Below are 24,455 nucleotides of genomic sequence, written 5' to 3' on the forward strand. Positions count from 1 at the left end.
ATGAGGCTGCCAAGAATAGCGAGCTACGAGCTTCCGTTCGTCGCGCAGATTCCGCCCGCGCGCGCCAAATGGGCCTTAGACCCCAATCGGGCCGCGCTGTTGATTCATGACATGCAAAACTACTTCGTCCGTGCGTTCGAGCAAGACGCTTCGCCGATTACTCCGGTCATTGCCAATATCGTCCGCCTGAAAGCCGCGGCGGTGACGGCGGGAATGCCGGTCTTCTACACAGCGCAGAACGGTAACCAGGATCGCCGCGACCGGGGACTGCAAGCCGATCTTTGGGGACCGGGCATGACTACCGTGCCGGAACACCAGCCCATCATCGATCTGCTGAGCCCGGCGGCGGACGATATCGTAGTCGTCAAGCATCGCTACAGTGCTTTTCAGATGAGCAATCTTGCTCATCTTATGCGGGTACGCGGCCGCGACCAAATCGTCATCAGCGGGATCTACGCGCACATCGGTTGCCTAATGACAGCAGGCGACGCATTCCAGCGGGACATCGAGCCGTTCTTCATCGCCGATGCGATGGCCGATTTTTCGCGTGAGCAGCATGATATGGCCTTGAGCTATGTCGCCGCGACCTGTGGAATTCCCTTGTCGGTCGAGACGCTCATCCGCGGGCTGGATGTGAGGGCGGAAGCATGACGAAGCCGCTCAGCCTCGACCTCATGCGCGACGACGTCGCCGCCATGATCCATATCGACTCTTCGGAGATCGGTGACGATGACAATCTGATGGACCTCGGACTCGACTCGATGCGTGCCATGAACTTGATGCTGATTTGGCAGGAACGGGGGGTGGATCTGGATTTCTCCCAAATGGCGACGTGTCCGACGCTCGCCGGTTGGTGGCAACTCGTCAAACGGCGCGTGAACGGGGTCGTGGAGGCACGATCATGATGGCGCAAAGCCTGAGGGCCGCCCCTCACCAGCCGGTGCGCGAGCTTCCCTTGACGCAGGCGCAGTCCGGTATCTGGTTCGCACAGAACATCGATCCGGCCAATCCCGTCTTCAATACTGGGCAATATGTCGAAATCCACGGACCGCTCGACGTCGCGGTATTCGAGGCTGCGGTTCGGCAGCTCGCGATGGAGGCCGATGGCGTGTCCGTTCGCATCACCAGCAAGGATGTGCAGATCGTCGAGGAGCGCAATCGACCGCTGCTTCAGGTGGAAGATATGACGCTTCGGAACGATCCGAAGGCCGATGCCCTGACGGCCATGCAAACGGATATGAACAGCCCCCTCGATCTGGCAAGCGGGCCACTTGCGCGGCAGGTGCTCTTTCGCCTCGGCGCAGAACGTTACATCTGGTATCAACGCATGCACCATGTGGTGACGGACGGGTTCGCGACAGGTCTCGTTACCCAGCGCATTGCGGAGATCTACAACGCCACGGTCGCCGGCGGACCGACAGGCACCGAACTGACCGCTCTCGATGTCGCCATTGACGAAGAGAAGACGTATCGCGGATCGGAACGAGCCGGGCGGGATACAAACTATTGGCAGGAAGCCTTGCGCGATATGCCGGAGGTGACAGGTCTGAAGGCGGGGCTGGCGCGCTCCGCATCATCCTACGACCACGTCGAAAGAATGCTTGCACCGGATATTTGCGACAGCCTGCTGCGCCTTGCGCGCACGACGCAACTGTCCTGGGCCGATCTTCTGACCGCGCTGGCCGGAGCTTATTTCGCGCGCCATGTCAGACGCAATGAAATCACGATCGGCGTGCCCTTCATGGGGCGTTTCGGCTCGCCGGCGGCTCGTGTTCCGACGATATTGATGAACATATTGCCGCTGTGCCTCGACATCGACGAGGAGGGAGAGCTTGTCCAATGGCTCGCGAAGGCAGCCGGTCGAATGGCGCGAGATCGCCGCCACGGACGCCATCGCAGCGAACAGATGCGTCGCGACCTTGGACTCATTGGGGGCCAACGACGGCTCTTCGGTCCTCTTGTCAACATTTTGCCCTTCGATGCGCTCCCACGGCTTGCTGGACTGGAAACGAGACTTACCACTTTGGGAACAGGGCCGGTTGACGACATCAACTTCACCTTTCGCGGCGACCCGGCGGTCCGGTGTCTCAGCCTTGAAGTTGATACCAATCCCCTTCTCTATGAGGCAGGCGAGACCGAGAGCCACGCCAAGCGGCTTGCCAATTTCGTCGGCAGGGCCGTCGAGGCGGCTCTTGCGGGCCGGTCATTGTGCGAGGTTGCGACGGTCACGGAAGAGGAACGTCGTTGGCTGCTCGAGGGTCTGAACGATACCGCGCATCCGGTCACGGACAGGACGCTGTCGCAGTTACTTGAGGACAGCTTCGTTTCCTATGCCGACAGGTCGGCGCTACGCTTCGGTGGCAGATCTCTCACCTACGCCGAACTTGATCGCCATACCGCGGCGTTGGCAGAGGCGCTTGTCGAGCGCGGGGCCGGACGTAATGCGATCGTGGCCGTGACGCTGCCGCGCTCGCTCGATCTTGTCGTGGCGCTGATCGCGATTCTGCGCGCGGGTGCGGCCTATATGCCGCTCGATCTTGGCCATCCGCGGGAGCGGCTGGACAGAATCCTGGCGTCGTCGCGCCCGACTCTCGTTCTTGGTGCCGAGGACAGCGAGCCACTCGGTACGATCGAGATGTTTTCGCCGCCTGCCTGGCCGACCAAGCCGCAAGGTCGCACTCTTGGGCAGACAACCGGCGAGAGTGCGGCCTATGTGATCTATACGTCTGGCTCCACTGGCGAGCCGAAGGGCGTCGTTATCGAGCACACGGCGATCGTTAACCGGCTCGAATGGATGCGGCAGCATTACGACTTCAGCTGTGACGATGTCATCCTGCAAAAGACCCCGATGACGTTCGACGTTTCCGTTTGGGAATTCTTCCTTGCCTTCCTTTCTGGCGGAATCCTCGTGATTGCCCCGCCCGATGCGCACAAGGACCCGAAGGCCATAGCGCAGATCATCCGCGACGAGAGGATCACGACGATCCATTTCGTGCCCTCGATGTTGTCGGCCTTTCTGGCGGAACCCGGTTCGCGCGGTCTCGCGATGAAGCGGGTGTTCTGCAGCGGTGAGGAGCTCACGGCCGATTTGCGCGATCGCTTTCTTGAGCGAATGACGGCGGAACTCCACAATCTCTATGGTCCGACCGAAGCCGCGGTCGACGTCAGCTATTGGCCGGCCGTCGCAGGCGATTCCTCGCGCCCGGTCCCTATCGGCTACCCGGTCTGGAACACACGCCTTTACGTGCTTGACGACCATCTGAGACCTGTGCCGGTCGGCGTCGAGGGGCATCTCTATCTTGCCGGAGTTCAACTGGCGCGCGAATATCTCGGCCAGAAAGAGCTGACAGCGAAACACTTCGTCGCTGATCCCTTCCATCCCGGAGAGCGGATGTATCGCACCGGCGACCTCGCGCGTGTTCGCGCTGATGGCGCGGTCCTCTATCTCGGACGCTCCGATCATCAGATCAAATTGCGCGGCCTGCGCATCGAACTCGGCGAAATTAAAGCGGCAATCCTGTCTCATCCGGTGGTGACACAGGCGGTGGTTGTCCTGTGGGAGGACCAAGCGGGAGAACAACGCATAGTTGCCTATGCTACCCTGGAAAGTGGCGAGGTGGACAATGGAGCCGAGGATGTCATTCTTGCCCACGCCAGACGCTTTCTACCGGACTACATGATGCCCTCGGCAATCGTCATGCTCCACGCGCTGCCGGTGAGCAGCAACGGCAAGCTCGATCGCAGGCTACTGCCGGCACCTGTCTTCGCCGGCGGTCGCGGCCACGCGCCTGCCACGGAAAATGAAAAGCTCGTTGCCATGCTGTTCGAGCGGGTCTTGCAGGCTGAGGGGCCCTTTCAGGTGGATGATGATTTCTTTGATCTCGGCGGGCATTCGCTCCTGGCGGTGGAGCTGATGCTGTATCTGCGTGAAACGACCGGTCATGAACCGGGCATCGGCGTGCTCTTCGAGCATTCCACCATCGGCAAGCTCGCCAAATATCTGGATCGAGGGTCAACGAGCGAGGGCGCGGGACTGCAGCCGCTGGTCAAGCTGAACGCGGCGGAGCGGGGCAGGGCGCCGGTCTTCATGCTCCATCCGGCCGGCGGGCTTTGCTGGTGCTACAACGGACTAGCCCGCGCGCTCGGTGCCGACAGGCCCGCCTGGGGTGTTCAGGCTCTGGCACTCAGTCCTGATGAGCAAGCGCCGGAAAGCCTTGATGATATGGCGCGCGACTATGCGCGCCGCATCGCGTTCATCTCAGACCGACAGATGATTCACGTCGTCGGCTGGTCGATCGGTGGTATCCTTGCGCAAGCGATCGCGGTGCATTTGGTAGAGATGGGGCAGAAGGTCGGCGTTGTTGCCATGCTGGACGCCTATCCCTGTGATTGCTGGCGCGATGAGCCGGATCCCGGGCCGGGTGCCGAATTGAAGGCACTGCTTGCGATCGGCGGCCACGATCCCGACGGACTGCCGGAACTGGCGCTGACGCGCGAGGCGGTTATGACTTTTCTTGCGGAAAGCGAAAGTCCGCTCGGTTGGCTGCCCGGCGCGGCGCTCGATGGCATGGTCCGGGTCGTGGCCCTCAACAATCGCCTGGTGCGTGGGCATCGCCATAGCCGCTACGATGGTCCAGTGTTACACTTTCGGGCGGCCGGAGATCAAGCCGACGACCGGACAGACCTTCGGCCGGAAAGCTGGATTCCCTACGTCGGATCACTCGATATCCGGGATGTCCCTCTCGTTCACGCACACATGACTGGCTCTGAAGCCGTGCTCCATGTCGCGCCTGCGCTGAAGGCAGCGCTTTTGGAGCACGAGATGGGAAGAGCAGAGGGAGATAAACCGTGAGCGAGTTCGAAGGCAAGACGGCGTTCTTGACGGGCGCAGCCGGCGGGATCGGGCTTGCGGTAGTCAAGGCGCTGTTGCGGGAGGGCGCGACAGTCTTTGCCACCGATACTTCGACGGCTGCGCTGGTTGAACTTGCCTGCGACAATCTCTTCGCTCACTCGCTCGACGTGACGCAAGGCGCCGACGTGGAACGCGTTATCGGAGAGATGGCCGCGCAATGCGGTGGCATCGACTTCGGCGTCAATGTTGCTGGCGTGCTTTCCACGACCGCGGTCGTGGAAACGAGCGACGCGGAATGGGAACGAGTCTTTGCTGTCAACGTGGCCGGGGTGTTCCATGTTTCCCGAGCGCTTGCCCGCCGTATGGCGCCGCGTCGCAAGGGCAGTCTCGTCACGGTGAGCTCCAATGCCGCGGGTATTCCGCGCAAGAATATGGCAGCCTATGCGGCGTCGAAAGCGGCTGCGACCATGTTCACCCGTTGCCTTGGTCTGGAACTGGCCGAGTATGGCATTCGCTGCAATATCGTAGCTCCCGGATCGACGCTGACGCCGATGCAGACGGGCATGTGGAGCGACGAGTGCGGTGGAGAGCGGGTGATCGAGGGCTCCCTCGAGAATTTCAAGACCGGCATTCCGCTTCGCAAGCTTGCGACGCCGGAGGATATCGCCAATTCGATCCTGTTCCTCCTATCGGAGAAAGCAGGGCATATCACGATGACCGATATCTATGTCGACGGAGGTGCAACGCTCCATGCCTGAGAAAGCCGTGAGAGAGACCCGAGGGAGCGCGGCAACGAGCAACGACCTGGCGGGCATGTCGGTAGCTGAATCGCTCGTCATGCCGGGTTGCTCAAGATTTGCATTGCGCTCGTCAGAAACGGGGCTGCATTACGAGATATTCGTCTATGTCCCGGAAATAGAGCCGCCCGTTGGCGGCTTTCCGGTTATCTATGTGCTGGACGGCAATTCGGATTTCATCACCGTCGCGGAGACCGTGCGGCGGGTCTCTCGGCGTCCAATGGCGACCGGCATCGTTCCGGCGATTGTCGTCGGCATAGGCTATCCCAATACGAATGGATACAATGCCGATCGCCGCCATCTGGACTTCACGCGCGGGCCCGCGGATGCGAGCGTATTTCCGGACAAGGCAGGTGGCTGCGGCGGCCAGGCCGCCTACCTCCGCCTTCTGGGAAATCAGTTGCTACCGCATGTCCAGTCGCGGTTCAACGCCGACCCGGACCGTCGCATTCTTCTGGGACACTCTCTCGCCGGCTATTTCGTGCTGGACCTGCTGTCGCAGCGGCCGGACATGTTCAACGGCTATATCAGCTTCAGCCCCTCGGTCTGGTGGGACAGAAAGGGCTTATCGCGGGCGTTGGCGTCAGCAAACGCCATCACGCGGCCGATCCGCCTCTTTACGGCGGTCGGCCGCTGGGAGCAGGAACTTGCGCCCTGGCAGGTGATGGAAAAATTCGGCAACCAGTATCATGATATCCGCAAAGCTCGCCGCATGATCGACAATGCGCGCGAAATTTCAGGTGAGGTCAGTGCGGCGTTCGGCGCGCAGGCGGATGTGCGGTTTGAACTCGGCGAGAACGATGATCATTCGACCATCGTCACAGCAATGCTCTGTCATGCTCTCCGTTTCGCCGGAGCCGCTTTTGCTCCTTGAAAGCCGATATTTGCAAGGTCGGCGTCCGCATCCGATCAGATCGCCCCGTCGACACTGACAAACGGGGGACGACGAGAGTATGTCACGATCTAAGCGTCGATCTCGTCGATCTCATGGATATCACGCAACATTTCGGTCGTGATGAGCGAGGAGGTGGCACTGCTCGCGGCGCTAAGTATCCATGGCAGGATCGGTTCTGGCGTTGCGGGCTTGAGCTGATCATCCTGAGCGAATTTAGAAAACATTCAATCTGATCGCTCGATCATAGCCCTCTGCCGAGGAGGAGTCTAAGTTGAACCTGTGCCTGATGTTGGAGGTTCGCCATCGTGGACTTGCGATGCGGTGGTCTTGAGAACGGGAGAATTGTGACGGGACCGATGACCACCGAGGGAGTGGATCTGAACGAGCGGGTAATCATGATGTCGGGCGGTTTCGTCATGGCCGTTGGAATCAACCGCTTCGATCAGCCCAAGCGGGTCAATACGGCCCTGCCTGCGGGCATCAAGACCGTTGTTCTCTTGAGCGGCCATTTGCAGATCAGCGTCGGCGGCGGCCGCGGGCGCGAGGTGCGCGGGCCGATCGTGCTGCTGATCCGCAGCTCGGCGGATGCTGACCGAGACCAGGTCTTCGCGGCCCATGTGCCGATCCGCTATCTAATTGTGCAGATGAACGAGGGCGTGCTCGGCGCTGAACTGACGGATGCGCTCGATCGGTCGTTTGCCGCGATTGGAGGCGCAAGCCATAGCGGTGCGCAGCTTGCTTCCTGTCCGGCCAACCGCGCGCTGCAGGTGCTGGTGTCGCAGATCACGAACTGTCCGATCCGTGGCCCCGAGCGCGAGCTCTATCTTTGCGGCAAAGCGATGCAGCTCGTGGCGCTCGCGATCTCCTCCTGCACGACCCAGGCAAGCGACGCCGACGGCCGGCTCGCGGCGCGCGATATTGAGCGGATCCGCAAGGCGCGCGAACTGCTGGTGGCCTCCATGCGCGACGCGCCAAGCCTCGACTCGCTGGCGCAGCAGGTCGGCCTCAATGTGCGGAAGCTCTCGTCCGGCTTCCGCCAGGTCTATGGCGCGAGCGTGTTCGGCTTCCTCCAGGAATACCGGCTGGAGCAGGCTTACAAGCTGATCTCGACCGACGAAATGAGCGTGTCGGAAGCAGCCTTCCACGTCGGTTATGGCGCCTCCCATTTCACCACCATCTTCCGCAAGCGCTTCGGCGTCTCGCCGAGCAGCCTGCGTTGACGGCAGGACCAGCCACATCCTCTGCCAGTTTTTAGGTCTCCTAACGTCGAGCGAAAGCGAGAGTCCGGCGAGCGAAAGTCCGCCCCTAGGTCCAGTTTACCCATCGTGCAACACCGGATGCAGCGCGGCGCGGGGTGCGGCGGCGGATTTTTTGGAAGATGGGGATGATGACATTTTCTCGCGGAAAGTGGATGCTCTACACCTCGGTGCTGGTTATCGCAGACCAGTGGCCCGGGGCTCTTCATGTCGCTCACGCGCAATCGACGAATGGGGCAAGCCTCCCGCTGATCGTGGTCGAGAGTCCCGCACCGCGGGCTCCGCGCCGTCCGGTGCGCGCCACGTCGCCCGCGCAGCGCGCAGCCGCCATTAGCCAGCCGAAGCAGGTCGCGGCATCGGTTGTACCGAAGGAGACGGCAGGCGGACCGGTACGGGGCATAGTCGCCCATCGCACCGGCACCGGATCGAAGACCGACAGCTCGATAATGGAGACGCCGCAGTCGATCACGGTTGTGACCCGTGAGCAGATGACGTCCCAGGGCGCCCGCTCGATCGCCGAGGCCCTGCGTTACGAACCAGGTGTCATCTCGGAGACCCGCGTCGGTGACCGCTTTGACAACGTGTTCATCCGCGGCTTCGGCGGCTTCGGCGCGAACGCCAACTATCTGCATTTTTGGGATGGCCTGCGGTTGCCGCGCGGCATCAACTTTGCGATGCCGTCGGTCGATCCGTATCTTCTGGAGCGGGTCGAGATCCTGCGCGGCCCGGCTTCGGTGCTCTACGGCCAGAACAATCTCGGCGGGATGGTCAATTTGATCAGCAAGAGACCGTCGGCGACGCCGCAGGGCGAGGTGTTTGCCCGCGTCGGCGATCACAACCGCATCGAAGGCGGCTTTGACGTCAGCGGTCCCATCACCCAGGACGGGCAATTGCTCTATCGGCTGATCGGGCTCGGACGCAAGGCCGACACCGAGGTCAACTACACCAGCACCGAGCGCGAGTTCATCGCGCCGATGATTACGTGGCGGCCGACGGCCGACACGACCTTCACCGTGCGCGCGGTGCACAGCCGCGATCCCTCGACCTACCAGCCGAACTGGCTGCCGGCGCTCGGCACGCTCCGGGTCAACGCCAACGGACAAATTCCGCGCAATTTCTTCGCGGGCCATCCGAACTACAACAGCTACAGCCGCACGCAGGACTCCATTGCCTACGAGTTCGAGCATCATCTCGACGAGACGTGGACGGTCCGCCAGAACTTCCGCTATATGAACCTATCGAGCGAAATAAAGGCGCTCTCGGTGACCGGCTTCGGCGCGGGTTCGACTTGCGGTGCGGGCACCACGGCCAATGTTTGCATCGGCCGTCAGAGTACGCACTACATTGAGAACCTTCAGGCCGCCACCATCGACAACCAGGCCGAAGCGAAGTTCGCCACCGGCTGGCTCCAGCACACCGTGCTGGCTGGCGTCGATTTCCAGAAGAGTTCGTCGGATGCTACCTTCGGCAACGGCGCCACCACCTATGTCAACTATCTCAATCCGAGCTATGGCACGATCGCCGGGCCGGCTTTGACGACACAGACGATCCAGGAGCGTGATCAGACCGGCGTCTATCTCCAGGATCAGATTCGGCTCGGCAAGCTCGCCGCCGTGATCGGCGTCCGCAATGATTGGGCCAATGCGACCTCGGATACACGCACGATCGCGACCGGCGTCTATACCAACCGCAGCCACCCCTCCGATTCCGCGACGACCTGGCGCACCGGCCTGACCTACCTGTTCGACAACGGCCTCGCGCCCTACGTCAGCTATGCGACCTCGTTCGAGCCGACCATCGGCACGGACTACACCGGCACAGCCTTCGTGCCGACGACCGGCGAGCAGTTTGAGGTCGGTGTCAAATATCAGCCCAACGGCTTCGACGGCTTCGTCATGCTGTCGCTTTACGACATCACGCAGAACAACGTGCTGACCATGGATACGGCGCATCTCTACGCCGCCTATCCGGCCTGCACCCAGTCCGGCATCAACTGCCAGATCCAGCAGGGACAGGTGCGTTCCAAAGGCGTCGAGCTCAGCGCCAAGCTGACGCCGATCCCCGGCTTCGACGTCATCGCGGCGGTTGCCCACAACGAGATCGAGATCACCAAGAGCACGCAGGTGGTCAGTGGCATCTCGATCCAGGGCAAGGTGCCGGTCGGCGCGCCCGCCAACACCGCCTCATTGTGGGCTGACTACACCATCCAGAGCGGTCAGATGATGGGCTTCGGCTTCGGCGGCGGCGTCCGCTACGTCGGTGAATCTTTCGGCGACAACATCAACTCCACGGCGATGATCGTGCCGGCCTATATCCTTGCCGACGCCATGCTGCACTACGACCTCAACGGCTTGTCGCCGCAGTTGAAGGGCTGGAAGCTGGCGTTGAACGTCACCAACCTGTTCGACAAGACCTATGTGTCGGCCTGTGCCTCCGCGATCCAGTGCTTCTATGGCAATGGCCGCTCAACCATGGGGACGATCCGATACCAGTGGTAGGGAATAGCGAACAGCCCATGACCGACGCCAAGCTGCCCGGTGCTTCGGTGCACGACATGCGCTCGACGGTCGGACAAGACTCTCGAATCCTTGTCCGGCCGCCGCGCTTACGCGGATCGCTGACGCATCGCTCGACGTGTCGTTCCGGATGTTTGGGGATGAGAATCATGCCTGTGTCGTTCCATCCGCCCTCAGCCTCGCGCTGCGATTTGCGCTACCGCCGAAGTGAGATCATGCGCCGTTTTGTGACCATCGCCCTTAGCGTGCTTGCAACCGCGTTCCTCGCATTCGCGCCGAGGCCGGCAGCAGCGGCGGACGAGCCGGTCGTCGTCACCGATATCACCGGACGGACGGTCACGCTTCCGCGTCTGGCAAAGCGCGTGCTGCTCGCGGAGGGGCGCCAGATCATCGCACTCTCGCTGCTCGATCCGAAGCCGGTCGATTTCATGGCGGCGTGGCTTGGCGAATTCCGCCGGAACGACAGCGAGAGCTACGCGCAATACCGCCAGAAATTCCCGGAGATCGACCAGGTCCCGGTGCTCGGAATCAGCAGTGAAGGCACATTCCCTGTCGAGCGCGCCATCGAGATCAAGCCCGACGTCGCCGTGCTTGGCGTCAGCTTTGCGCCTGGCGGGCGCGCCAACGATTTGGCGCGGCAGCTCGAAGCCGCCGGCATTCCGGTTGTGTTCACCGACTTCTTTGTCGCGCCATTCGAGCATACGGTGGCGAGCGTGCGCATTATTGGCCGGGTGATCGGGCGGGACGCGCGGGCCAATGAATTTGCCGAATTCTACGAACAGCACATGAAGCGCATCGCGGAGCATGTCGCGCGCGCCGCCGGGCCGCGTCCACGCGTGTTGCTCGAGGCCCATGCCGGCGTCACCGATTGCTGCCACGCCCCGGGCGCCGGCAATATCGGCCGCTTCGTCGCCTTTGCCGGCGGCGACAGCATCTCGGCCTCCGTCGCGTCTGGTCCGACGGCGCAGCTCAGCCCTGAATACGTCATTTCGGCCAATCCCGACGTCTATATCGGCACGGGCGGTGCGCACCTGAGGGCATCGGGCGGGCTTGTCATCGGCCCCGGCTTCGAGGCCGCAACCATTCGCGACCGGCTTGCCGCGGTGGTGGCGCGGCCGGGCTTCGCCGGCCTCAACGCCGTGCGCAGCGGCCGCGTCCACGGCCTGTTCCACAACATCATCGCGACGCCGCTCAACATCGTCGCGGCCGAAGCACTGGCGCGGTGGATTGACCCGCAAGCCGCGTGCGATATTGACCCGGATGCGACGATTGCGGAACTCAATGCCCGCTTCCTCGCCGTACCGTTGCAAGGCGTGTACTGGATCGATCAGAAATGAGTGCCGTTTCTCCGCATCTCGGTCTGGGGCAGGGCGACACATCGCCCGACCTGCAGGCGAAAACGGCAGCCGCGTATCGCGTGCTGATGCGGCGCCGGTTCGCCTGGCTTGCGCTATTGGCGCTGGTTGCGCTCGCGGCTTTCGTTGCCGATCTCAGCACCGGCCCGTCGCGGCTCGGGCTTGCCGGTGCGCTCGGTGGCATCCTTCGACCGGACTCGCTCACCGCGTCGGAGGCCGCGATCCTCTGGGAAGTTCGCCTGCCGCAGGCAATCCTGGCCGTCCTGGTCGGGCTGGCGCTCGCGACTGCAGGCGCCGAGATGCAGACGATCCTCGATAATCCGCTCGCAAGTCCCTTCACCCTGGGCGTGTCATCGTCGGCTTCATTCGGCGCGGCGCTGGCGATCGTGCTCGGTGTCGGCATTCCCGGCGTGCCGCAGGCCTGGCTGATCTCGGCCAACGCCTTCGTGTTCGCGACCATCGTCGTCCTGGTGTTGCAATTGGTGGTGCGCTGGCGCGGCTCGGGGACGGACATCCTTGTGCTCTGCGGCATCGCACTGTTCTTCACCTTCAACGCGCTGGTCGCTCTGACGCAGTTTCTGGCGAGTCAGCAGGCGCTTCAGCAACTCGTGTTCTGGACCATGGGCAGCCTGTCGCGCGCGAGCTGGGACAAGGTGGGCGTGCTCGCCGTCGCGCTCCTCCTCGCCTGGCCGTTCGCCTGGCGCGCGGCCTGGCCTATGATGGCGCTGCGGCTCGGCGAAGACCGCGCGCGCAGCCTTGGCATCGATATCACGCGGCTACGCCTCGTGGCGCTCCTGCGCGTCAGCCTGATGACCTCGACCGCGATCGCCTTCGTCGGCACGATCGGCTTCGTCGGGCTTGCTGGCCCGCACATCGCACGGCTCGCGATCGGTGAAGATCACCGGCTTCTGTTGCCCGCCAGCGCCTTGACCGGAGCGGCCATCATGTCGCTGGCCTCGGTCGCCTCCAAGACGATCATTCCCGGGGTACTGCTTCCGATCGGGGTGGTAACTGCGATGGTCGGGCTGCCCGTATTCTTCTCGCTGATCTTCAGTCGGCGCCGGACGGTCTGACCATGGCCGGCCTCGACATCGAAAATGTGCGGGCAGGGTATCGCGGGCGCGAGGTGCTGACGGGCTTGTCGCTGCCGCCGATCGAGCAGGGGTGTATCACCGCAATGGTCGGGCCGAACGGCGCGGGCAAGACCACGCTTCTGCGTGTGCTCGCGGGGCTGTTGCCGGCCAGCGGCGGCGTGCGGCTGGATGGTTTAAACCTGCTGGATGCTCCGACCGGCGAGCGGGCGCGCAAGGTCGCCTTCATGCCGCAGTTCGCGCCGCAGCGGCTGTCGCTCACGGTCGTCGAGACCGTCATCGCGGCCCTGCGCGCTTCGCCGATGGATACGGAGGAGACGCGTGTCGATGCGCAGCAGCGCGCGCTCGAAACGCTGGATCGCCTGAATATCCTGTATCTCGCGCTTCAGCCGTTCGACACGCTTTCCGGCGGCCAGCGTCAGTTAGCCAGCCTCGCGCAGGCGCTGGTGCGGCAGCCCCGGCTGCTGCTGCTGGACGAGCCGACCAGCGCGCTCGATCTACGCTATCAGCAGCAGGTGATAGGCAATGTGCGTGAAGAGGCGCGCAAGGGCACGATCGTGATCATGGTGCTGCACGATCTCCAGGCCGCCGCATCATGGGCCGATACGGTGACGGTCTTGAGCGGGGGGCGGCTTTTCGCGCATGGCCACCCCCGTGATGTGATCACGACGCCGATACTAAGGCAGGTCTATGGTATCGACGCCGTCGTCGAGCACACTGCGCGTGGCGGCGTTCACATTCAGGTCGAATGATGTGCTGTGGGCCGTCTTTCTCAAACAGGGGAGGGCGTCGTGCGGGGTCGCACGGCAATATACCGTTTCGGCGCTCGACGCCGTGATCGAGACGATGCGCGAGACCGGGCGCGACATGCGCACCAAGTACAAGGAGACCAGCCTCGGCGGGCTCGCCGTCAACGTCGTCGATTGCTAGGCATCGGCGCGCTCAGCCGGCGAGCCGCTTCGGCGGAACGCTCGGCGCATAGACCCCGCTCGGCGCGGATTGCCGCTTCAAGCGGCTGTCGTAGGAGAACCGGTCGGCCGGATGGATGCTGCGGCTGACGATGAACACCCGGTCGCGCGCGTCGAGATAGCGCCTTGTGATTTCCAGCGCATGGGCGCCGGGCTTGACCTGCAGCGGGTCGACCAGCCGCTTCGGCACGCCGATCGCCGTGATGGTCTGGTGGATTTCCGCGGTGGGGTGGCCGGCGAAATCCTCGATCAGCGTGCTGATCAGCCCGGGATAGTCGGCGACGCGCTCGCGCACGATCGGCGCGAACATCGGCGCGACGTAGACGTCGGTCCAGCACAGCGGCGGCGAGGACGCGATCGGCGAGGAGCGCAGGCTGGACACCCGCAGCCAGGATTGCCCGGGCGGGCAATCCAGCAAGGCCGACAGCTTGGCGTCGGCCACCTCGGTGGCGATCTCCTGCACCTGACGGTTGGTCTGCGCGCCGTATTGCGCGACATCTTCGAGCGTCGCCAGGTTCTGGTTGTAGCTGCCGGGACCGCGCAGCGGCTGCACCGATTCCACCCGGGTGCCGGCATTGCGCCGCCGCGAGATCATGCCGGCCTGCTGCAATTCGCCGAGCGCCGCCCGCACCGTCGAGCGGCTGACGCCGAGCTGTTCGGCGAGATCGACCTCGTTCGGCATCACGGTGCCAAGCGGATATTCGCCGCCGGCAATCCGCTGCGCCAGCAATTTTGCGACGATGGCCCAGCGCGTACGCACAGTCCTGCTCCTGTGGCGGATGGTTGCTCTTTCTTCACCCTACGCAAAGCCCGCGCAAAGGCCAAGAATAAGTTCGAACCTATGTTGACATATGTTTTTGTTTGAGAATAGGTACGAACCAATAGGCGCGCTGAGCGCCATACCAGGGTAGGATCGAGAGCGCTCAATGCCGAGTACCGTCACCGACTCGCTGATTTTCCGGGATATGTTCGGCACCGCCGAGATGCGCGATGTGTTCTCCGACCAGTCATTGGCGCGCTGCTATCTCGAGGTCGAGGTGGCTCTGGCCCGCGCCGAGGCAGCGACCGGAGTAATCCCGGCCGAGGCCGCCGAGGCGATCGGCGCGGCCGCCGCCAGCATGGCCATCGATTTCGTCCGGCTGCGCGAGCAGACCGAGATCACCGGCTATCCGATTCTGGCGATCGTCCACCAATTGTCGGAAGCGGCGGGCGAAGCCGGCGGCTTCGTGCATTGGGGCGCCACCACCCAGGACATCATGGACACCGCGACCGTGCTGCAGGTGCGCGCCGCGCTCGATCTGGTCGGCGCCGATCTCGTGGCGCTGCGCGATATTCTGGCGGCACTGGCCGCAAAGCACCGCGACACCCCGATGGCCGGCCGTACCCATCTGCAGCAGGCGCTGCCGATCACCTTCGGCTACAAGGTCGCGGTCTGGCTGTCGATGATCGAGCGTCACATCGAGCGGCTGGAGCAGATGCGCCCGCGGGTGCTGCTCGGGCAATTCGCCGGCGCCGCCGGCACGCTGGCTTCGCTCGGCGCCGACGGGCTTAAAGTTCAGGCCGCGCTGTGCGAGCGGCTGGAGCTGGCGCAGCCGTCCGCGACCTGGCACGTGGCGCGCGACGGCCTCGCCGAAGTGGTGGCGTTCCTCGGCCTCGTCACCGGCAGCCTCGGCAAGATCGGCACCGACGTCATGCTGCTGATGGCGACCGAATTCGCCGAAGTTGCGGAGCCGTTCGTCAAGGGGCGCGGCGCCTCCTCGACCATGCCGCAGAAGCGCAACCCGATTTCCTCCGAACTGATGCTCGCCGCGGCGAAGACCGTGCGCCAGCACGTCGCATTGATGCTCGACGGCATGGTGCAGGATCTGGAGCGCGCCACCGGCCCCTGGCACGTCGAATGGATCGCCATCCCGGAGAGCTTTATCCTGACCGGCGGCGCGCTGGCGCAGGCCAAGTACATGCTGGCCGGGTTGATCGTCGATGCCGAGCGGATGCGCCACAACCTCGCGATGAGCGGCGGCCTGATCGTCGCCGAAGCGGTGATGATGGCGGCGGCGCCGAAGCTCGGCCGCCAGGTCGCGCACGACGTGGTCTACGACGCCTGCCGCGTCGCGGTGACCGAAAAGCGGACGCTGGCCGACGTGCTGATCGACGTGCCGAAGATCGTCGATGCACTCGGCGGCGCCGAGGCGATCCGTCATCATTGCGATCCGGCGAACTATCTCGGCCTGGCGCCGCAGATGGTCGATCGCATGCTGAGGCTGTTGCCGGCCGGCCAGGCGGGGCAACGCTGATGTCGGCGCCCGCAACCGCACCGCTGGAAACCTATCTCGCGCATCTGGCGCGCGGCGAACTGGCGTTTCAGCGCGCGCCGGACGGCAGCGCGGTGTTCTTCCCGCGGCTGGTGGCGCCGCACTCCGGCGCGACCGATCTGCAATGGCAGGTCTCCGCCGGGCTCGGCACGGTCTATTCGGTGACCACGCTGCATCCCAAGGGCGAGCCTGCCTATAACGTGTCGTTGATCGAAGTCGACGAGGGCTTTCGGCTGATGAGCCGCGTCGAGGGCATCGATGCCGCCGCGGTGAAGATCGGCATGCGGGTCCGCGTCCGGATCACCCAGGACGCGGATGGCAAACCGCTGCCGGTGTTCGATGCGCTCGAACCGGAGCAGACATCATGACGGCGATGACCCGTGGCCACGCCGCCGTGATCGGCGTCGCCGAATCCGATCTCGGCATCGTCGGGCCGCATATGACGCCGGTCGATCTGATGGCGCAGGCGACGATGCGCGCGCTCGACGACTGCGGCCTTGCGCTCAGCGACGTCGACGCGGTGTTTGCCGCCAGCGCCCAGGTGCGGTTCGGACCGATGATGCTCTGCGAGTATCTCGGACTCAATCCCCGCTATGTGGACGGCACCCAGATCGGCGGCTCGTCGTTCATGTCGCATCTCGCGCATGCGGTGGCGGCGATCGAACTCGGGCTGTGCGACGTGGCGCTGATCGCCTATGGCAGCACGCAGCGCTCGGTGTCGCGCAGCGCCGCCTCGCCGACCGATATCAATCCCTACGAGGCGCCGTTTCGGCCCCTGATGCCGGCGAGCGCCTACGCGCTGGCCGCGGCGCGGCATATGTATCAATTCGGCACCACGCGCGAGCAGCTCGCCGACGTCGCGGTCGCGGCGCGGCAATGGGCGCTGCTCAATCCGAAGGCCTGGGAGAAAGAGCCGCTCAGCCGCGAGCAGGTGCTGGCCTCGCGCATGCTGTCCGATCCGCTCACCGTGCGCGACTGCTGCCTGGTGCTCGACGGCGGCGGCGCGATGATCGTGACCTCCGCAGCCCGCGCGCGCGACGCGCGCAAATTGCCGATCCATGTGCTCGGCACCGGCGAGGCGATCGGTCACGGCTCGATCTCCGGCATGGCCGACCTCACCACCACGGCCGCTTCGGTGTCCGGACCGCGCGCCTACGCCGCGGCCGGCGTCGGGCCCGCCGACATCGACGTCGCGCTGCTGTACGACGCCTTCACCATCACGCCGATCCTGTTTCTCGAGGATCTCGGCTTTTGCGCCAAGGGCGAGGGCGGCGCCTTCGTGCAGGACGGCGGCATCGCGCCGGGCGGACGCCTCGCCGTCAACACCAATGGCGGCGGCCTGTCCTATTGCCATCCCGGCATGTACGGGCTGTTGGCGATGATCGAATGCATCCGGCAGCTGCGCGGCGAATGCGGCGCGCGGCAGATCGGCAAGCACGACATCGCGCTGGCGCACGGCAATGGCGGGGTATTGTCCAGTCAATGCACCGCGATCTTCGGCGCCCCGGCGACGCTGTAGCGAGCGTCGCGCCACACTGACGAATACCAAGAACAACACCAACAAAAGGGAGCGGACATGGAGACCATCAAACAATCAGGGCCGACGGATGCGCCGGCGTCTGACGCGGCAGGACACGTCTATCGCAAGATCACGCTGCGCCTGATTCCCTTCCTGTTCGCCTGCTACGTGTTGAACTACATCGACCGCGTCAATATCAGCTTCGCCAGCCTGCAGTTCCGCCAGGATCTCGGCATCAGCGCCGCGGCCTATGGCTTCGGCGTCGGCATCTTCTTCGTCGGCTACATCCTGTTCGAGATCCCGAGCAATCTGTTGATGCAGCGGATCGGCGCCCGCCGCACCATGATGCGCATCATGGTGCTGTGGGGACTGGTCTCGATGTCGACGATGTTCGTCACCTCGGCGACGCAGTTCTATGTGGTGCGCGCATTGCTCGGCATCGCCGAGGCCGGGTTCTTTCCCGGCGTGGTGTTCTATCTGACGCTGTGGTTTCCCTCGGCGATGCGCGGCCGGATCATGGCGATGTTCGTGCTGGCGATCGCGGTCTCTGGCGTGATCGGCGGCCCGGTGTCCGGGCTGATCATGAGCCAGATGGCGGATTTCGGCGGGCTCAAGGGCTGGCAGTGGCTGTTTCTGATCGAAGGCATCCCGCCGGTGCTGGTCGGCATCATGGCTTACTTCTATCTCGACGACGGCCCGGAGCAGGCCAAATGGCTGAACGCCGAGGAGAAGCGCTTCGTCGTCGGCAATCTGGCGATCGAGGCGGCGTCGCGCGAAAGTAGCAAGCACGGCACGTTCTGGACCGCGATCCGCGATCCAAGGTTGTACGCTGCGGCGATCGCCTGGTTCACCGTGGCGTGGTGCGGCTCGGTGATCAACTACTTCTCGCCGACCATCATCCGCAACTCCGGCGTCTCCGATACGCTGATGGTCGGTTTGCTCTCCGCGATTCCCTATGCGGCCGGCGCGCTCGGCATGGTGCTGATCAACCGGCATTCCGACCTGAAGCTGGAGCGGCGCTGGCACTATGCGTGCTGCGTCTTCCTCGCGGCGGCGGCGATCGCGGCGCTGCCCTCGGTGGCGCAGAACTGGAAGCTGGCGATCGGCCTGTTGGCGATCCTCTCGGTCGGTTATCTCGGCTCGGTCGCGCTGTTCTGGTCGATCCCGACCGCCTATCTGTCGAAGAAGGCGTCGGCCGGCAGCATCGCGCTGATCAGCAGCATCGGCCAATGCGGCGGTCTCACCGCGCCGAACATCATCGGCTGGACCCAGCAGGCCACCGGCGATTTCGCGCTGGGCTTCTACATCATTGCGCTGGGCATGGTGCTTGGTACAGTGATCATGCTGATCGGCCTGCCGGCACGGCTGCTGCGCGAACGCTATATCGGTCACGCACCGGCCGAACGCAGCCACGTGGAATCCCGCATCGAGCATTTCCCCCCGCGAGCAAAACCTGCGTCCGAGGCCGCGACATGATCAACAAGATAGCTTCGTCGTTGTCGGAAGCGGTGGCGCCGATCACCGACGGGTCCTCGGTGATGATAACCGGGTTCGGCGACTCCGGCCTGCCGCGCGAACTGATCGACGCGCTGATCGAACAGGGCGCGTCCGATCTCACCATCATCAGCAACAACGCCGGCACCGAGCGCGTCGGTCTGGCGCGGCTGCTCGAACTTGGGCGGGTGCGCAAGATCGTCTGCTCCTATCCGAAATCGTCGGGCTCGGTGGTGTTTACCGAACTGTACCGCGCCGGGCGTATTGAGTTGGAGTTGGTGCCGCAGGGCACCTTGCTGGAGCGGATGCGCGCGGCAGGGGCGGGGCTCGGGCCGTTCTTCACCCCGACCGGCTACGGCACCACCATCGCCGACGGCAAGGAGCAGCGCGTGGTCGACGGCAAGGGCTACGTGCTGGAGCAGCCGCTCGCGGCCGACTTCGCGCTGGTGAAGGCCTATCACGCCGACCGCTGGGGCAATCTCACCTATCGACTCGCGGCGCGCGGCTTCGGCCCGGTGATGTGCATGGCCGCCAAGACCACGATCGCCCAGGTCGACGACATCGTGCCGCTCGGCAGCATCGCGCCGGAAGCGGTGGTGACGCCGGGAATCTTCGTCAGTCGCGTCGTACGGAAGGATGCCCAAAATGGCCGCAGCTAAGAAACTGAGCCGCGATCGCGTCGCTCAGCTGACCGCGCAGGACATCGCCGCCGGCAGCTACATCAATATCGGCCTCGGCATCCCGACGCTGGTGCCGAAATATCTCGACCCCAAGAAGGAAGTGGTGCTGCACAGCGAGAACGGCATCCTCGGCCTCGAAGGCCTGCAGCCCGGGCTTCCCGGCGACGAGGATCTGATCAACGCCAGCAAGCAGCACGTGCAGCTGATCCTCGGCGCCTCGATCGTCGATCAGTCGCTGTCGTTTGCGATGATGCGCGGCGGCCATCTCGACGCCACCATTTTGGGCGCGTTTCAGGTGGCGATGAACGGCGACATCGCCAGCTGGTCGACCGGCGCCAAAGACGACATTCCCGGCATCGGCGGCGCGATGGATCTGGTGGCCGGCTCGCGCCGCGTCGTCGTGGTGATGGAGCATCTGGCCCGCGGCGGCGCGCCGAAATTGATGAAGGCGTGTAGTTATCCGCTGACCGGCCTCGGCGTCGTCACCAACATCTACACCGACATGGCGATCATCGATGTCGACCCCGCGCGCGGCTTCGTGGTCCGCGGCATCGCCGAGGGGCTGTCGCGCGAGGAATTGCAGGCGGCGACCGACGCGCCGCTGCTCTATGCCGACGATGTCGCGGTGCTGACCGAGCACTGACCGCGACGTTTAAGTCAAATACCAAGACTGCGGGCCTGACGCCGGCGCGGGTTGTGCCGGTGCCGGCCTGCACGAATTCGTCTGCGCACTCGCGCGAGTCGGCCGCGTCGTTCCACTCCTGCTGGCATCAACGCGTCTGCCACAATTGAGGCAGCGGTTGCACCCGGTTCCACCCGCCGCTCAGCGCCGGAGGAACGCCGCTCGGGGCCGCATGCTGCCGCTCACCGGGATCGCCGTCCGGGCGGTAAATCCGTGCGTTAGGGTCGCTGCATCTTCAAGAGGAGAGCGCAGCCATGATCCCCGCCATGCCATTCGTCATCAGCGAGATGGACCGCACGTCCTACGCGTCCGAGCTCGTTCTGGTGATCAATTGCGGGTCGTCGTCGATCAAATTCGCGGTGATCCCGGCATTCGGTGGCAGCGCGCTGGTGACCGGCCTCGCCGAATGCCTCGGGCTTCCGGAGGCCCGGCTAGTCATCAAGGCCGCCGACGGCAAGACCACGAACGCGCTGCACGGCGGCGCCCATGACGTCGCGATGGCGGCGATCCTGCGCTATCTCGACGAACAGAGCCTGCTCACCCGCATCGCCGTGGTCGGCCACCGCGTCGTCCACGGCGGCGAGCGCTTCACCGCCTCTGCCTTGGTGACGCCGGAAGTGCTCGCCGACATCGAGGCGGTCTCGGCGCTGGCGCCGCTGCACGGGCCGGCCAATCTGCTCGGCATCCGCGCCTGCATGCAGGGCCTGCCGTCGGTTCCCCAGGTGGTGGTGTTCGACACCGCGTTCCACCAGACCATGCCGTGCGCGGCCTATACTTACGCGATCCCGCAGCACCTTTATCGCGATTACGGCGTGCGGCGTTACGGCTTCCACGGCACCTCGCATCGCTACGTCGCGCGCCAGGCCGTCGACCTGCTGCGGCTCGATCCGCAGGACCACGGCATCGTTATCGCGCATCTCGGCAACGGCGCCTCGGCCACCGCGGTCAGCAATGGCGAGAGCGTCGACACCACGATGGGCATGACCCCGATCGAAGGCCTGGTGATGGGCACGCGCTCCGGCGACATCGACTTCGGCGCGGTGGCGCATATCGCCCGCACCGCAAGGCTGAGCCTCGACGACGTCGACGCCATGCTGAACAAACAAAGCGGTCTGCTCGGCATTTCCGAATTGTCCAGCGACTGCCGCACGCTGGAGCAGGCGGCGAAATCCGGCCACGCCGGCGCCATCCTCGCCATCGACGTCTTCGTGCACCGGCTGGCGCGGCACATCGGCGGGCTTGCGGCTTCGCTCGACAATTTCGACGCGCTGATCTTCACCGGCGGCATCGGCGAGAACTCGGCGCTGATCCGCGCCAAGACCATCGAGAGCCTGCGGGTGTTCGGCTTCACGCTGAACCGCGAAGCCAATGATCGGATGTTCGGCGGGCGCGCCGGCCGCATCAGCCGCAGCCGGCGACCGACCGCGGCCGTCATTCCCACCGACGAAGAAGGCCTGATCGCCAACGACGCCGCCAGCATCGTCGGCATCTCGCCCTCGACCAGCGTTGCGGCGCAGCCCCGCGAACTCCACTTCGCCTGATCGTCAGGCGCCCGACCCTCGTGCCCCGTCGATCGATTACCGGACCACTGCCATGAACACGCTCTCCCGCCATCGCACCTTCTACCTCGTTCCGGTGTCCCGCGACGCCGGACTGACCTCCGTGATGCTGGGGCTGGTCAGGTCGCTGCAGCTCTCCGGCGTGCGGGTCGGCGTGGTCAAGCCGATCGCGCAGCCCGAGGCGCATCCCGGCGATCTCGATCTCGCGGCGCATTTCGCCCGCAACTTGTGCGGCGCCGCCGCGCCGGATCCGCTGGCGTTCGACCACGCCGCCGAGATGGTGCGCTCCGGTCAGCTCGGCGGGCTGATGGAAGAAGTGGTGTCGATGGTCGAAACCGTTCGCGCCGATTGCGACGTCGTCATCGTCGAGGGGCTCATTCCCGACGTCGATTTCCAGATCGCGACGCGGCTCAACATCGAGATCATCCGATCGCTCGGCGCCGACCTCATTCCGGTGCTGGCCGGCGGCGCGCATAGTCCGGCCACGTTGGCTGCGAAAGCCGCCGCCGCGGCGGAGCAATATGGCGACGACGGCCGCCGGCCGATCGCGGGCCTCCTGATCAACCGCTGCGCCGACGCCGCGGCCGCCTCGGCCTTGACCGAACTCGGCAGCCTCACTTTGAAGGGCTCGGCGACGCCGGTGCCGATCCTCGCCGCGGTGCCGAATGCGCCACATCTGCTGGCGCCGCGGATGATCGACATCGCCGACGATCTCGGCATGAGCATCCTCAATCACGGCGACATCGAGCGGCGCGTGCAGGGGCTGCTGATTGCCGCGCGCTCGCCGGAGAAGCTGCTCGGCCAGTTGCGCCCCGGCACGCTGGTGGTGACGCCGGCCGATCGCAGCGACGCCATCCTCGCCACCGCGCTGGTTGCGCAACGCGGCATGCCGCTCGCCGGCTTCGTGTTCACCTGCGGCGGGCGTCCGGCGCCCGAAGTGGCGGCGGTGTTGGCCGCCGCGCCGCTCGATCGCCTGGCGCTGCTCAGCACCGAGGATGATACGTTCACCACGGCGTCGAAGCTCGCCAACCTGTCGGCCCATGTCAGCCGCACCGACGGCGACCGCATGGAGCGGGTGATCAGCTTCATCGCCGACAAGGTCGATCCGCGGCCGCTGGTGCATCGTCTCAACCTGCCGGTCGATCCCTTGATGCCGCCGCCGGTGTTCCGGCATCGCCTCGTCGCGCGCGCCCGCGCCGCCGCCCGCCGCATCGTGCTGCCCGAAGGCGAAGAGCCGCGCACCATCCGTGCCGCGGCGATCTGCGCCGAGAAGCGCATCGCCCGTTGCATCCTGCTTGGCGCGCCGGACCGCATCCGCGAAGTGGCCGCGGCCCACGGCATCGACCTGCCGGACGACGTCGAGATCGTCGATGCCGAGCAGCAACGCGCCCGCTACGTCGACCCGCTGGTCGAGCTGCGCAAGTCGAAGGGCCTCACCAAGCTGCAGGCGGAAATTGCCCTGGAAGACTCCGTCGTACTCGGCACCATGATGTTGGCGCAGAACGAGGTCGACGGGTTGGTGTCCGGCGCCATTCACACCACCGCCTCCACGGTGCGTCCGGCGCTGCAGCTGATCAAGACCGCACCGGGATCGAGCATCGTCTCCAGCGTGTTCTTCATGCTGATGCCGGATCAGGTGCTGGTCTACGGCGATTGCGCGATCAACCCCGATCCGACCGCCGATGAACTCGCCGAGATCGCGATCCAGTCGGCCGACTCGGCGGCGGCTTTCGGCATCGAGCCGCGGGTGGCGATGATCTCCTACTCGACCGGCGCGTCCGGCGCCGGCGAGGACGTCGACAAGGTGCGCCGCGCCACCGACAAGGTCCGCGCGCTGCGCCCGGATCTCATCGTCGACGGCCCGATCCAATACGACGCCGCCACCGTGGAAAGCGTCGGCCGGCAGAAGGCGCCGGGCGGCCCGCTCGACGGCCGCGCCAACGTCTTCATCTTCCCCGACCTCAACACCGGCAACACCACCTACAAGGCGGTGCAGCGCTCGGCCAACGTCATCTCGGTCGGCCCGATGCTGCAGGGTCTGCGCAAGCCGGTCAACGACCTGTCGCGCGGCGCGCTGGTCGACGACATCGTCTACACCATCGCGCTGACCGCGATCCAGGCGGAGGCGCGCGACGCCAGCACCCGTCCGGCGGTCGTCGCACAGGCTGCGGAGTAAAGCACACCAGACATCTTCGACGAAGGCCTGCGGCGTCCGCGACGGCGAGGCAAGAATTTCCCGAGATTTCATCCAGCGAGGTCACATCATGAACATCCAAGTACAAAATCCGATCGGCGTAGCGACGTTCAACGAGATCCCGAGCGATCCCTGGCGCGATTTTGAAGACGGCAACTGGACCCGCGAGATCGACGTTCGTGATTTCATTCAGAAGAACGTGACGCCGTGGATCGGCGATGCGGCGTTCCTGGTGCCGGCGACGGCGCGCACCCAGGCGCTGTGGACCAAGCTGAAGGATCTGTT

21 protein-coding genes and 1 pseudogene are annotated in these 24,455 nt (G+C 64.7%); 20 read left to right on the forward strand and 2 right to left on the reverse strand.

Annotated elements, in window-relative coordinates:
* From HNR60_RS21575 to HNR60_RS21595, 5 genes are read left to right on the forward strand one after another with little or no spacing between them, the layout of a single operon-like run.
* Window positions 1–651, forward strand: a complete 651-nt coding sequence (locus HNR60_RS21575) for an isochorismatase family protein (protein WP_184261989.1) — start codon at window positions 1–3, stop codon at window positions 649–651.
* Window positions 648–905, forward strand: a complete 258-nt coding sequence (locus HNR60_RS21580; RefSeq protein WP_184261991.1) for a phosphopantetheine-binding protein — start codon at window positions 648–650, stop codon at window positions 903–905. The genes HNR60_RS21575 and HNR60_RS21580 overlap by 4 nt, the downstream gene beginning before the upstream one ends.
* The gene (locus HNR60_RS21585; protein WP_246433049.1) at window positions 902–4,852 is read left to right on the forward strand and encodes an amino acid adenylation domain-containing protein; all 3,951 of its coding nucleotides are present in this window, start codon (window positions 902–904) and stop codon (window positions 4,850–4,852) included. Before HNR60_RS21580 ends, HNR60_RS21585 begins: the two co-directional genes overlap by 4 nt.
* Complete coding sequence (locus tag HNR60_RS21590) at window positions 4,849–5,610, forward strand: 2,3-dihydro-2,3-dihydroxybenzoate dehydrogenase (protein ID WP_184261993.1); 762 nt, start codon at window positions 4,849–4,851, stop codon at window positions 5,608–5,610. Before HNR60_RS21585 ends, HNR60_RS21590 begins: the two co-directional genes overlap by 4 nt.
* Window positions 5,603–6,523, forward strand: a complete 921-nt coding sequence (locus HNR60_RS21595) for an alpha/beta hydrolase (protein WP_184261995.1) — start codon at window positions 5,603–5,605, stop codon at window positions 6,521–6,523. The genes HNR60_RS21590 and HNR60_RS21595 overlap by 8 nt, the downstream gene beginning before the upstream one ends.
* A gap of 89 nt (window positions 6,524–6,612) precedes the next feature.
* Here HNR60_RS21595 and HNR60_RS21600 read toward each other — a convergent pair whose 3' ends face one another.
* Complete coding sequence (locus HNR60_RS21600) at window positions 6,613–6,768, reverse strand: hypothetical protein (protein WP_184261997.1); 156 nt, start codon at window positions 6,766–6,768, stop codon at window positions 6,613–6,615.
* 132 nt (window positions 6,769–6,900) lie between these two features.
* On the opposite strand from HNR60_RS21600, the gene HNR60_RS21605 reads away from it, so the two are divergent.
* The 6 genes and pseudogenes from HNR60_RS21605 to HNR60_RS21630 form a co-directional block, all read left to right on the forward strand.
* On the forward strand, window positions 6,901–7,764 hold the full coding sequence (locus HNR60_RS21605) for a helix-turn-helix transcriptional regulator (protein ID WP_184261999.1): 864 nt from the start codon (window positions 6,901–6,903) through the stop codon (window positions 7,762–7,764).
* Between the two features lie 191 nt (window positions 7,765–7,955).
* A complete protein-coding gene (locus HNR60_RS21610) occupies window positions 7,956–10,298 on the forward strand; it encodes a TonB-dependent siderophore receptor (protein ID WP_246433050.1) in 2,343 nt (780 codons plus the stop codon).
* 17 nt (window positions 10,299–10,315) lie between these two features.
* The gene (locus tag HNR60_RS21615) at window positions 10,316–11,653 is read left to right on the forward strand and encodes an ABC transporter substrate-binding protein (protein ID WP_246433051.1); all 1,338 of its coding nucleotides are present in this window, start codon (window positions 10,316–10,318) and stop codon (window positions 11,651–11,653) included.
* A gap of 86 nt (window positions 11,654–11,739) precedes the next feature.
* On the forward strand, window positions 11,740–12,744 hold the full coding sequence (locus HNR60_RS21620; RefSeq protein WP_430695022.1) for a FecCD family ABC transporter permease: 1,005 nt from the start codon (window positions 11,740–11,742) through the stop codon (window positions 12,742–12,744).
* 2 nt (window positions 12,745–12,746) lie between these two features.
* Window positions 12,747–13,514, forward strand: coding sequence for an ABC transporter ATP-binding protein (locus HNR60_RS21625; protein WP_184262003.1), 768 nt, complete (start codon window positions 12,747–12,749; stop codon window positions 13,512–13,514).
* Between the two features lie 73 nt (window positions 13,515–13,587).
* Window positions 13,588–13,692: pseudogene (locus HNR60_RS21630) on the forward strand (L-serine ammonia-lyase, iron-sulfur-dependent, subunit alpha); the annotation flags it as partial.
* 12 nt (window positions 13,693–13,704) lie between these two features.
* On the opposite strand, the gene HNR60_RS21635 reads toward HNR60_RS21630, so the two are convergent.
* Window positions 13,705–14,490 carry a GntR family transcriptional regulator gene (locus tag HNR60_RS21635; RefSeq protein WP_184262005.1) on the reverse strand — a complete coding sequence of 262 codons (786 nt, stop codon included), beginning with the start codon at window positions 14,488–14,490 and terminating at the stop codon, window positions 13,705–13,707.
* Window positions 14,491–14,656: 166 nt separating this feature from the next.
* Between HNR60_RS21635 and pcaB the strand changes: the two genes are divergently transcribed.
* From pcaB to HNR60_RS21680, 9 genes are all read left to right on the forward strand, one after another.
* The gene (gene pcaB, locus HNR60_RS21640; RefSeq protein ID WP_184262007.1) at window positions 14,657–16,024 is read left to right on the forward strand and encodes a 3-carboxy-cis,cis-muconate cycloisomerase; all 1,368 of its coding nucleotides are present in this window, start codon (window positions 14,657–14,659) and stop codon (window positions 16,022–16,024) included.
* Window positions 16,024–16,410, forward strand: coding sequence for a Zn-ribbon domain-containing OB-fold protein (locus tag HNR60_RS21645; RefSeq protein WP_184262017.1), 387 nt, complete (start codon window positions 16,024–16,026; stop codon window positions 16,408–16,410). The genes pcaB and HNR60_RS21645 overlap by 1 nt, the downstream gene beginning before the upstream one ends.
* Entirely contained in the window at window positions 16,407–17,561 is a 1,155-nt protein-coding gene (locus tag HNR60_RS21650) for a thiolase (protein ID WP_184262019.1), read from the forward strand. Before HNR60_RS21645 ends, HNR60_RS21650 begins: the two co-directional genes overlap by 4 nt.
* A gap of 57 nt (window positions 17,562–17,618) precedes the next feature.
* Window positions 17,619–19,037 carry an MFS transporter gene (locus HNR60_RS21655; protein ID WP_184262021.1) on the forward strand — a complete coding sequence of 473 codons (1,419 nt, stop codon included), beginning with the start codon at window positions 17,619–17,621 and terminating at the stop codon, window positions 19,035–19,037.
* Entirely contained in the window at window positions 19,037–19,714 is a 678-nt protein-coding gene (locus HNR60_RS21660) for a 3-oxoacid CoA-transferase subunit A (protein WP_430695023.1), read from the forward strand. Before HNR60_RS21655 ends, HNR60_RS21660 begins: the two co-directional genes overlap by 1 nt.
* On the forward strand, window positions 19,701–20,378 hold the full coding sequence (locus HNR60_RS21665; RefSeq protein ID WP_184262025.1) for a 3-oxoacid CoA-transferase subunit B: 678 nt from the start codon (window positions 19,701–19,703) through the stop codon (window positions 20,376–20,378). The genes HNR60_RS21660 and HNR60_RS21665 overlap by 14 nt, the downstream gene beginning before the upstream one ends.
* A 305-nt stretch (window positions 20,379–20,683) precedes the next feature.
* Window positions 20,684–21,958, forward strand: a complete 1,275-nt coding sequence (locus tag HNR60_RS21670) for an acetate/propionate family kinase (protein ID WP_246433052.1) — start codon at window positions 20,684–20,686, stop codon at window positions 21,956–21,958.
* A 52-nt stretch (window positions 21,959–22,010) separates the two neighbouring features.
* Window positions 22,011–24,152, forward strand: a complete 2,142-nt coding sequence (gene pta / locus HNR60_RS21675) for a phosphate acetyltransferase (RefSeq protein WP_184262027.1) — start codon at window positions 22,011–22,013, stop codon at window positions 24,150–24,152.
* An 88-nt stretch (window positions 24,153–24,240) separates the two neighbouring features.
* The coding region (locus HNR60_RS21680; protein WP_184262029.1) for a hypothetical protein at window positions 24,241–24,455 on the forward strand (215 nt) is incomplete at its 3' end.

The sequence above is a fragment of the Rhodopseudomonas rhenobacensis genome, from assembly GCF_014203125.1.
Lineage (GTDB): Bacteria > Pseudomonadota > Alphaproteobacteria > Rhizobiales > Xanthobacteraceae > Rhodopseudomonas_A > Rhodopseudomonas_A rhenobacensis.

Bases quoted from the DNA above. Each gene is read 5' to 3' on its own strand.
- HNR60_RS21600 (WP_184261997.1), bottom strand. From the start codon at position 6,768: ATGTTTTCTAAATTCGCTCAGGATGATCAGCTCAAGCCCGCAACGCCA.
- HNR60_RS21610 (WP_246433050.1), top strand. From the start codon at position 7,956: ATGCTCTACACCTCGGTGCTGGTTATCGCAGACCAGTGGCCCGGGGCT.
- HNR60_RS21580 (WP_184261991.1), top strand. From the start codon at position 648: ATGACGAAGCCGCTCAGCCTCGACCTCATGCGCGACGACGTCGCCGCC.
- HNR60_RS21670 (WP_246433052.1), top strand. From the start codon at position 20,684: ATGCCATTCGTCATCAGCGAGATGGACCGCACGTCCTACGCGTCCGAG.
- HNR60_RS21645 (WP_184262017.1), top strand. From the start codon at position 16,024: ATGTCGGCGCCCGCAACCGCACCGCTGGAAACCTATCTCGCGCATCTG.
- HNR60_RS21575 (WP_184261989.1), top strand. From the start codon at position 1: ATGAGGCTGCCAAGAATAGCGAGCTACGAGCTTCCGTTCGTCGCGCAG.
- HNR60_RS21595 (WP_184261995.1), top strand. From the start codon at position 5,603: ATGCCTGAGAAAGCCGTGAGAGAGACCCGAGGGAGCGCGGCAACGAGC.
- pcaB (WP_184262007.1), top strand. From the start codon at position 14,657: ATGCCGAGTACCGTCACCGACTCGCTGATTTTCCGGGATATGTTCGGC.
- HNR60_RS21620 (WP_430695022.1), top strand. From the start codon at position 11,740: ATGCGGCGCCGGTTCGCCTGGCTTGCGCTATTGGCGCTGGTTGCGCTC.
- HNR60_RS21655 (WP_184262021.1), top strand. From the start codon at position 17,619: ATGGAGACCATCAAACAATCAGGGCCGACGGATGCGCCGGCGTCTGAC.
- HNR60_RS21625 (WP_184262003.1), top strand. From the start codon at position 12,747: ATGGCCGGCCTCGACATCGAAAATGTGCGGGCAGGGTATCGCGGGCGC.
- HNR60_RS21665 (WP_184262025.1), top strand. From the start codon at position 19,701: ATGGCCGCAGCTAAGAAACTGAGCCGCGATCGCGTCGCTCAGCTGACC.
- HNR60_RS21605 (WP_184261999.1), top strand. From the start codon at position 6,901: ATGACCACCGAGGGAGTGGATCTGAACGAGCGGGTAATCATGATGTCG.
- HNR60_RS21615 (WP_246433051.1), top strand. From the start codon at position 10,316: ATGACCGACGCCAAGCTGCCCGGTGCTTCGGTGCACGACATGCGCTCG.
- pta (WP_184262027.1), top strand. From the start codon at position 22,011: ATGAACACGCTCTCCCGCCATCGCACCTTCTACCTCGTTCCGGTGTCC.
- HNR60_RS21650 (WP_184262019.1), top strand. From the start codon at position 16,407: ATGACGGCGATGACCCGTGGCCACGCCGCCGTGATCGGCGTCGCCGAA.
- HNR60_RS21585 (WP_246433049.1), top strand. From the start codon at position 902: ATGATGGCGCAAAGCCTGAGGGCCGCCCCTCACCAGCCGGTGCGCGAG.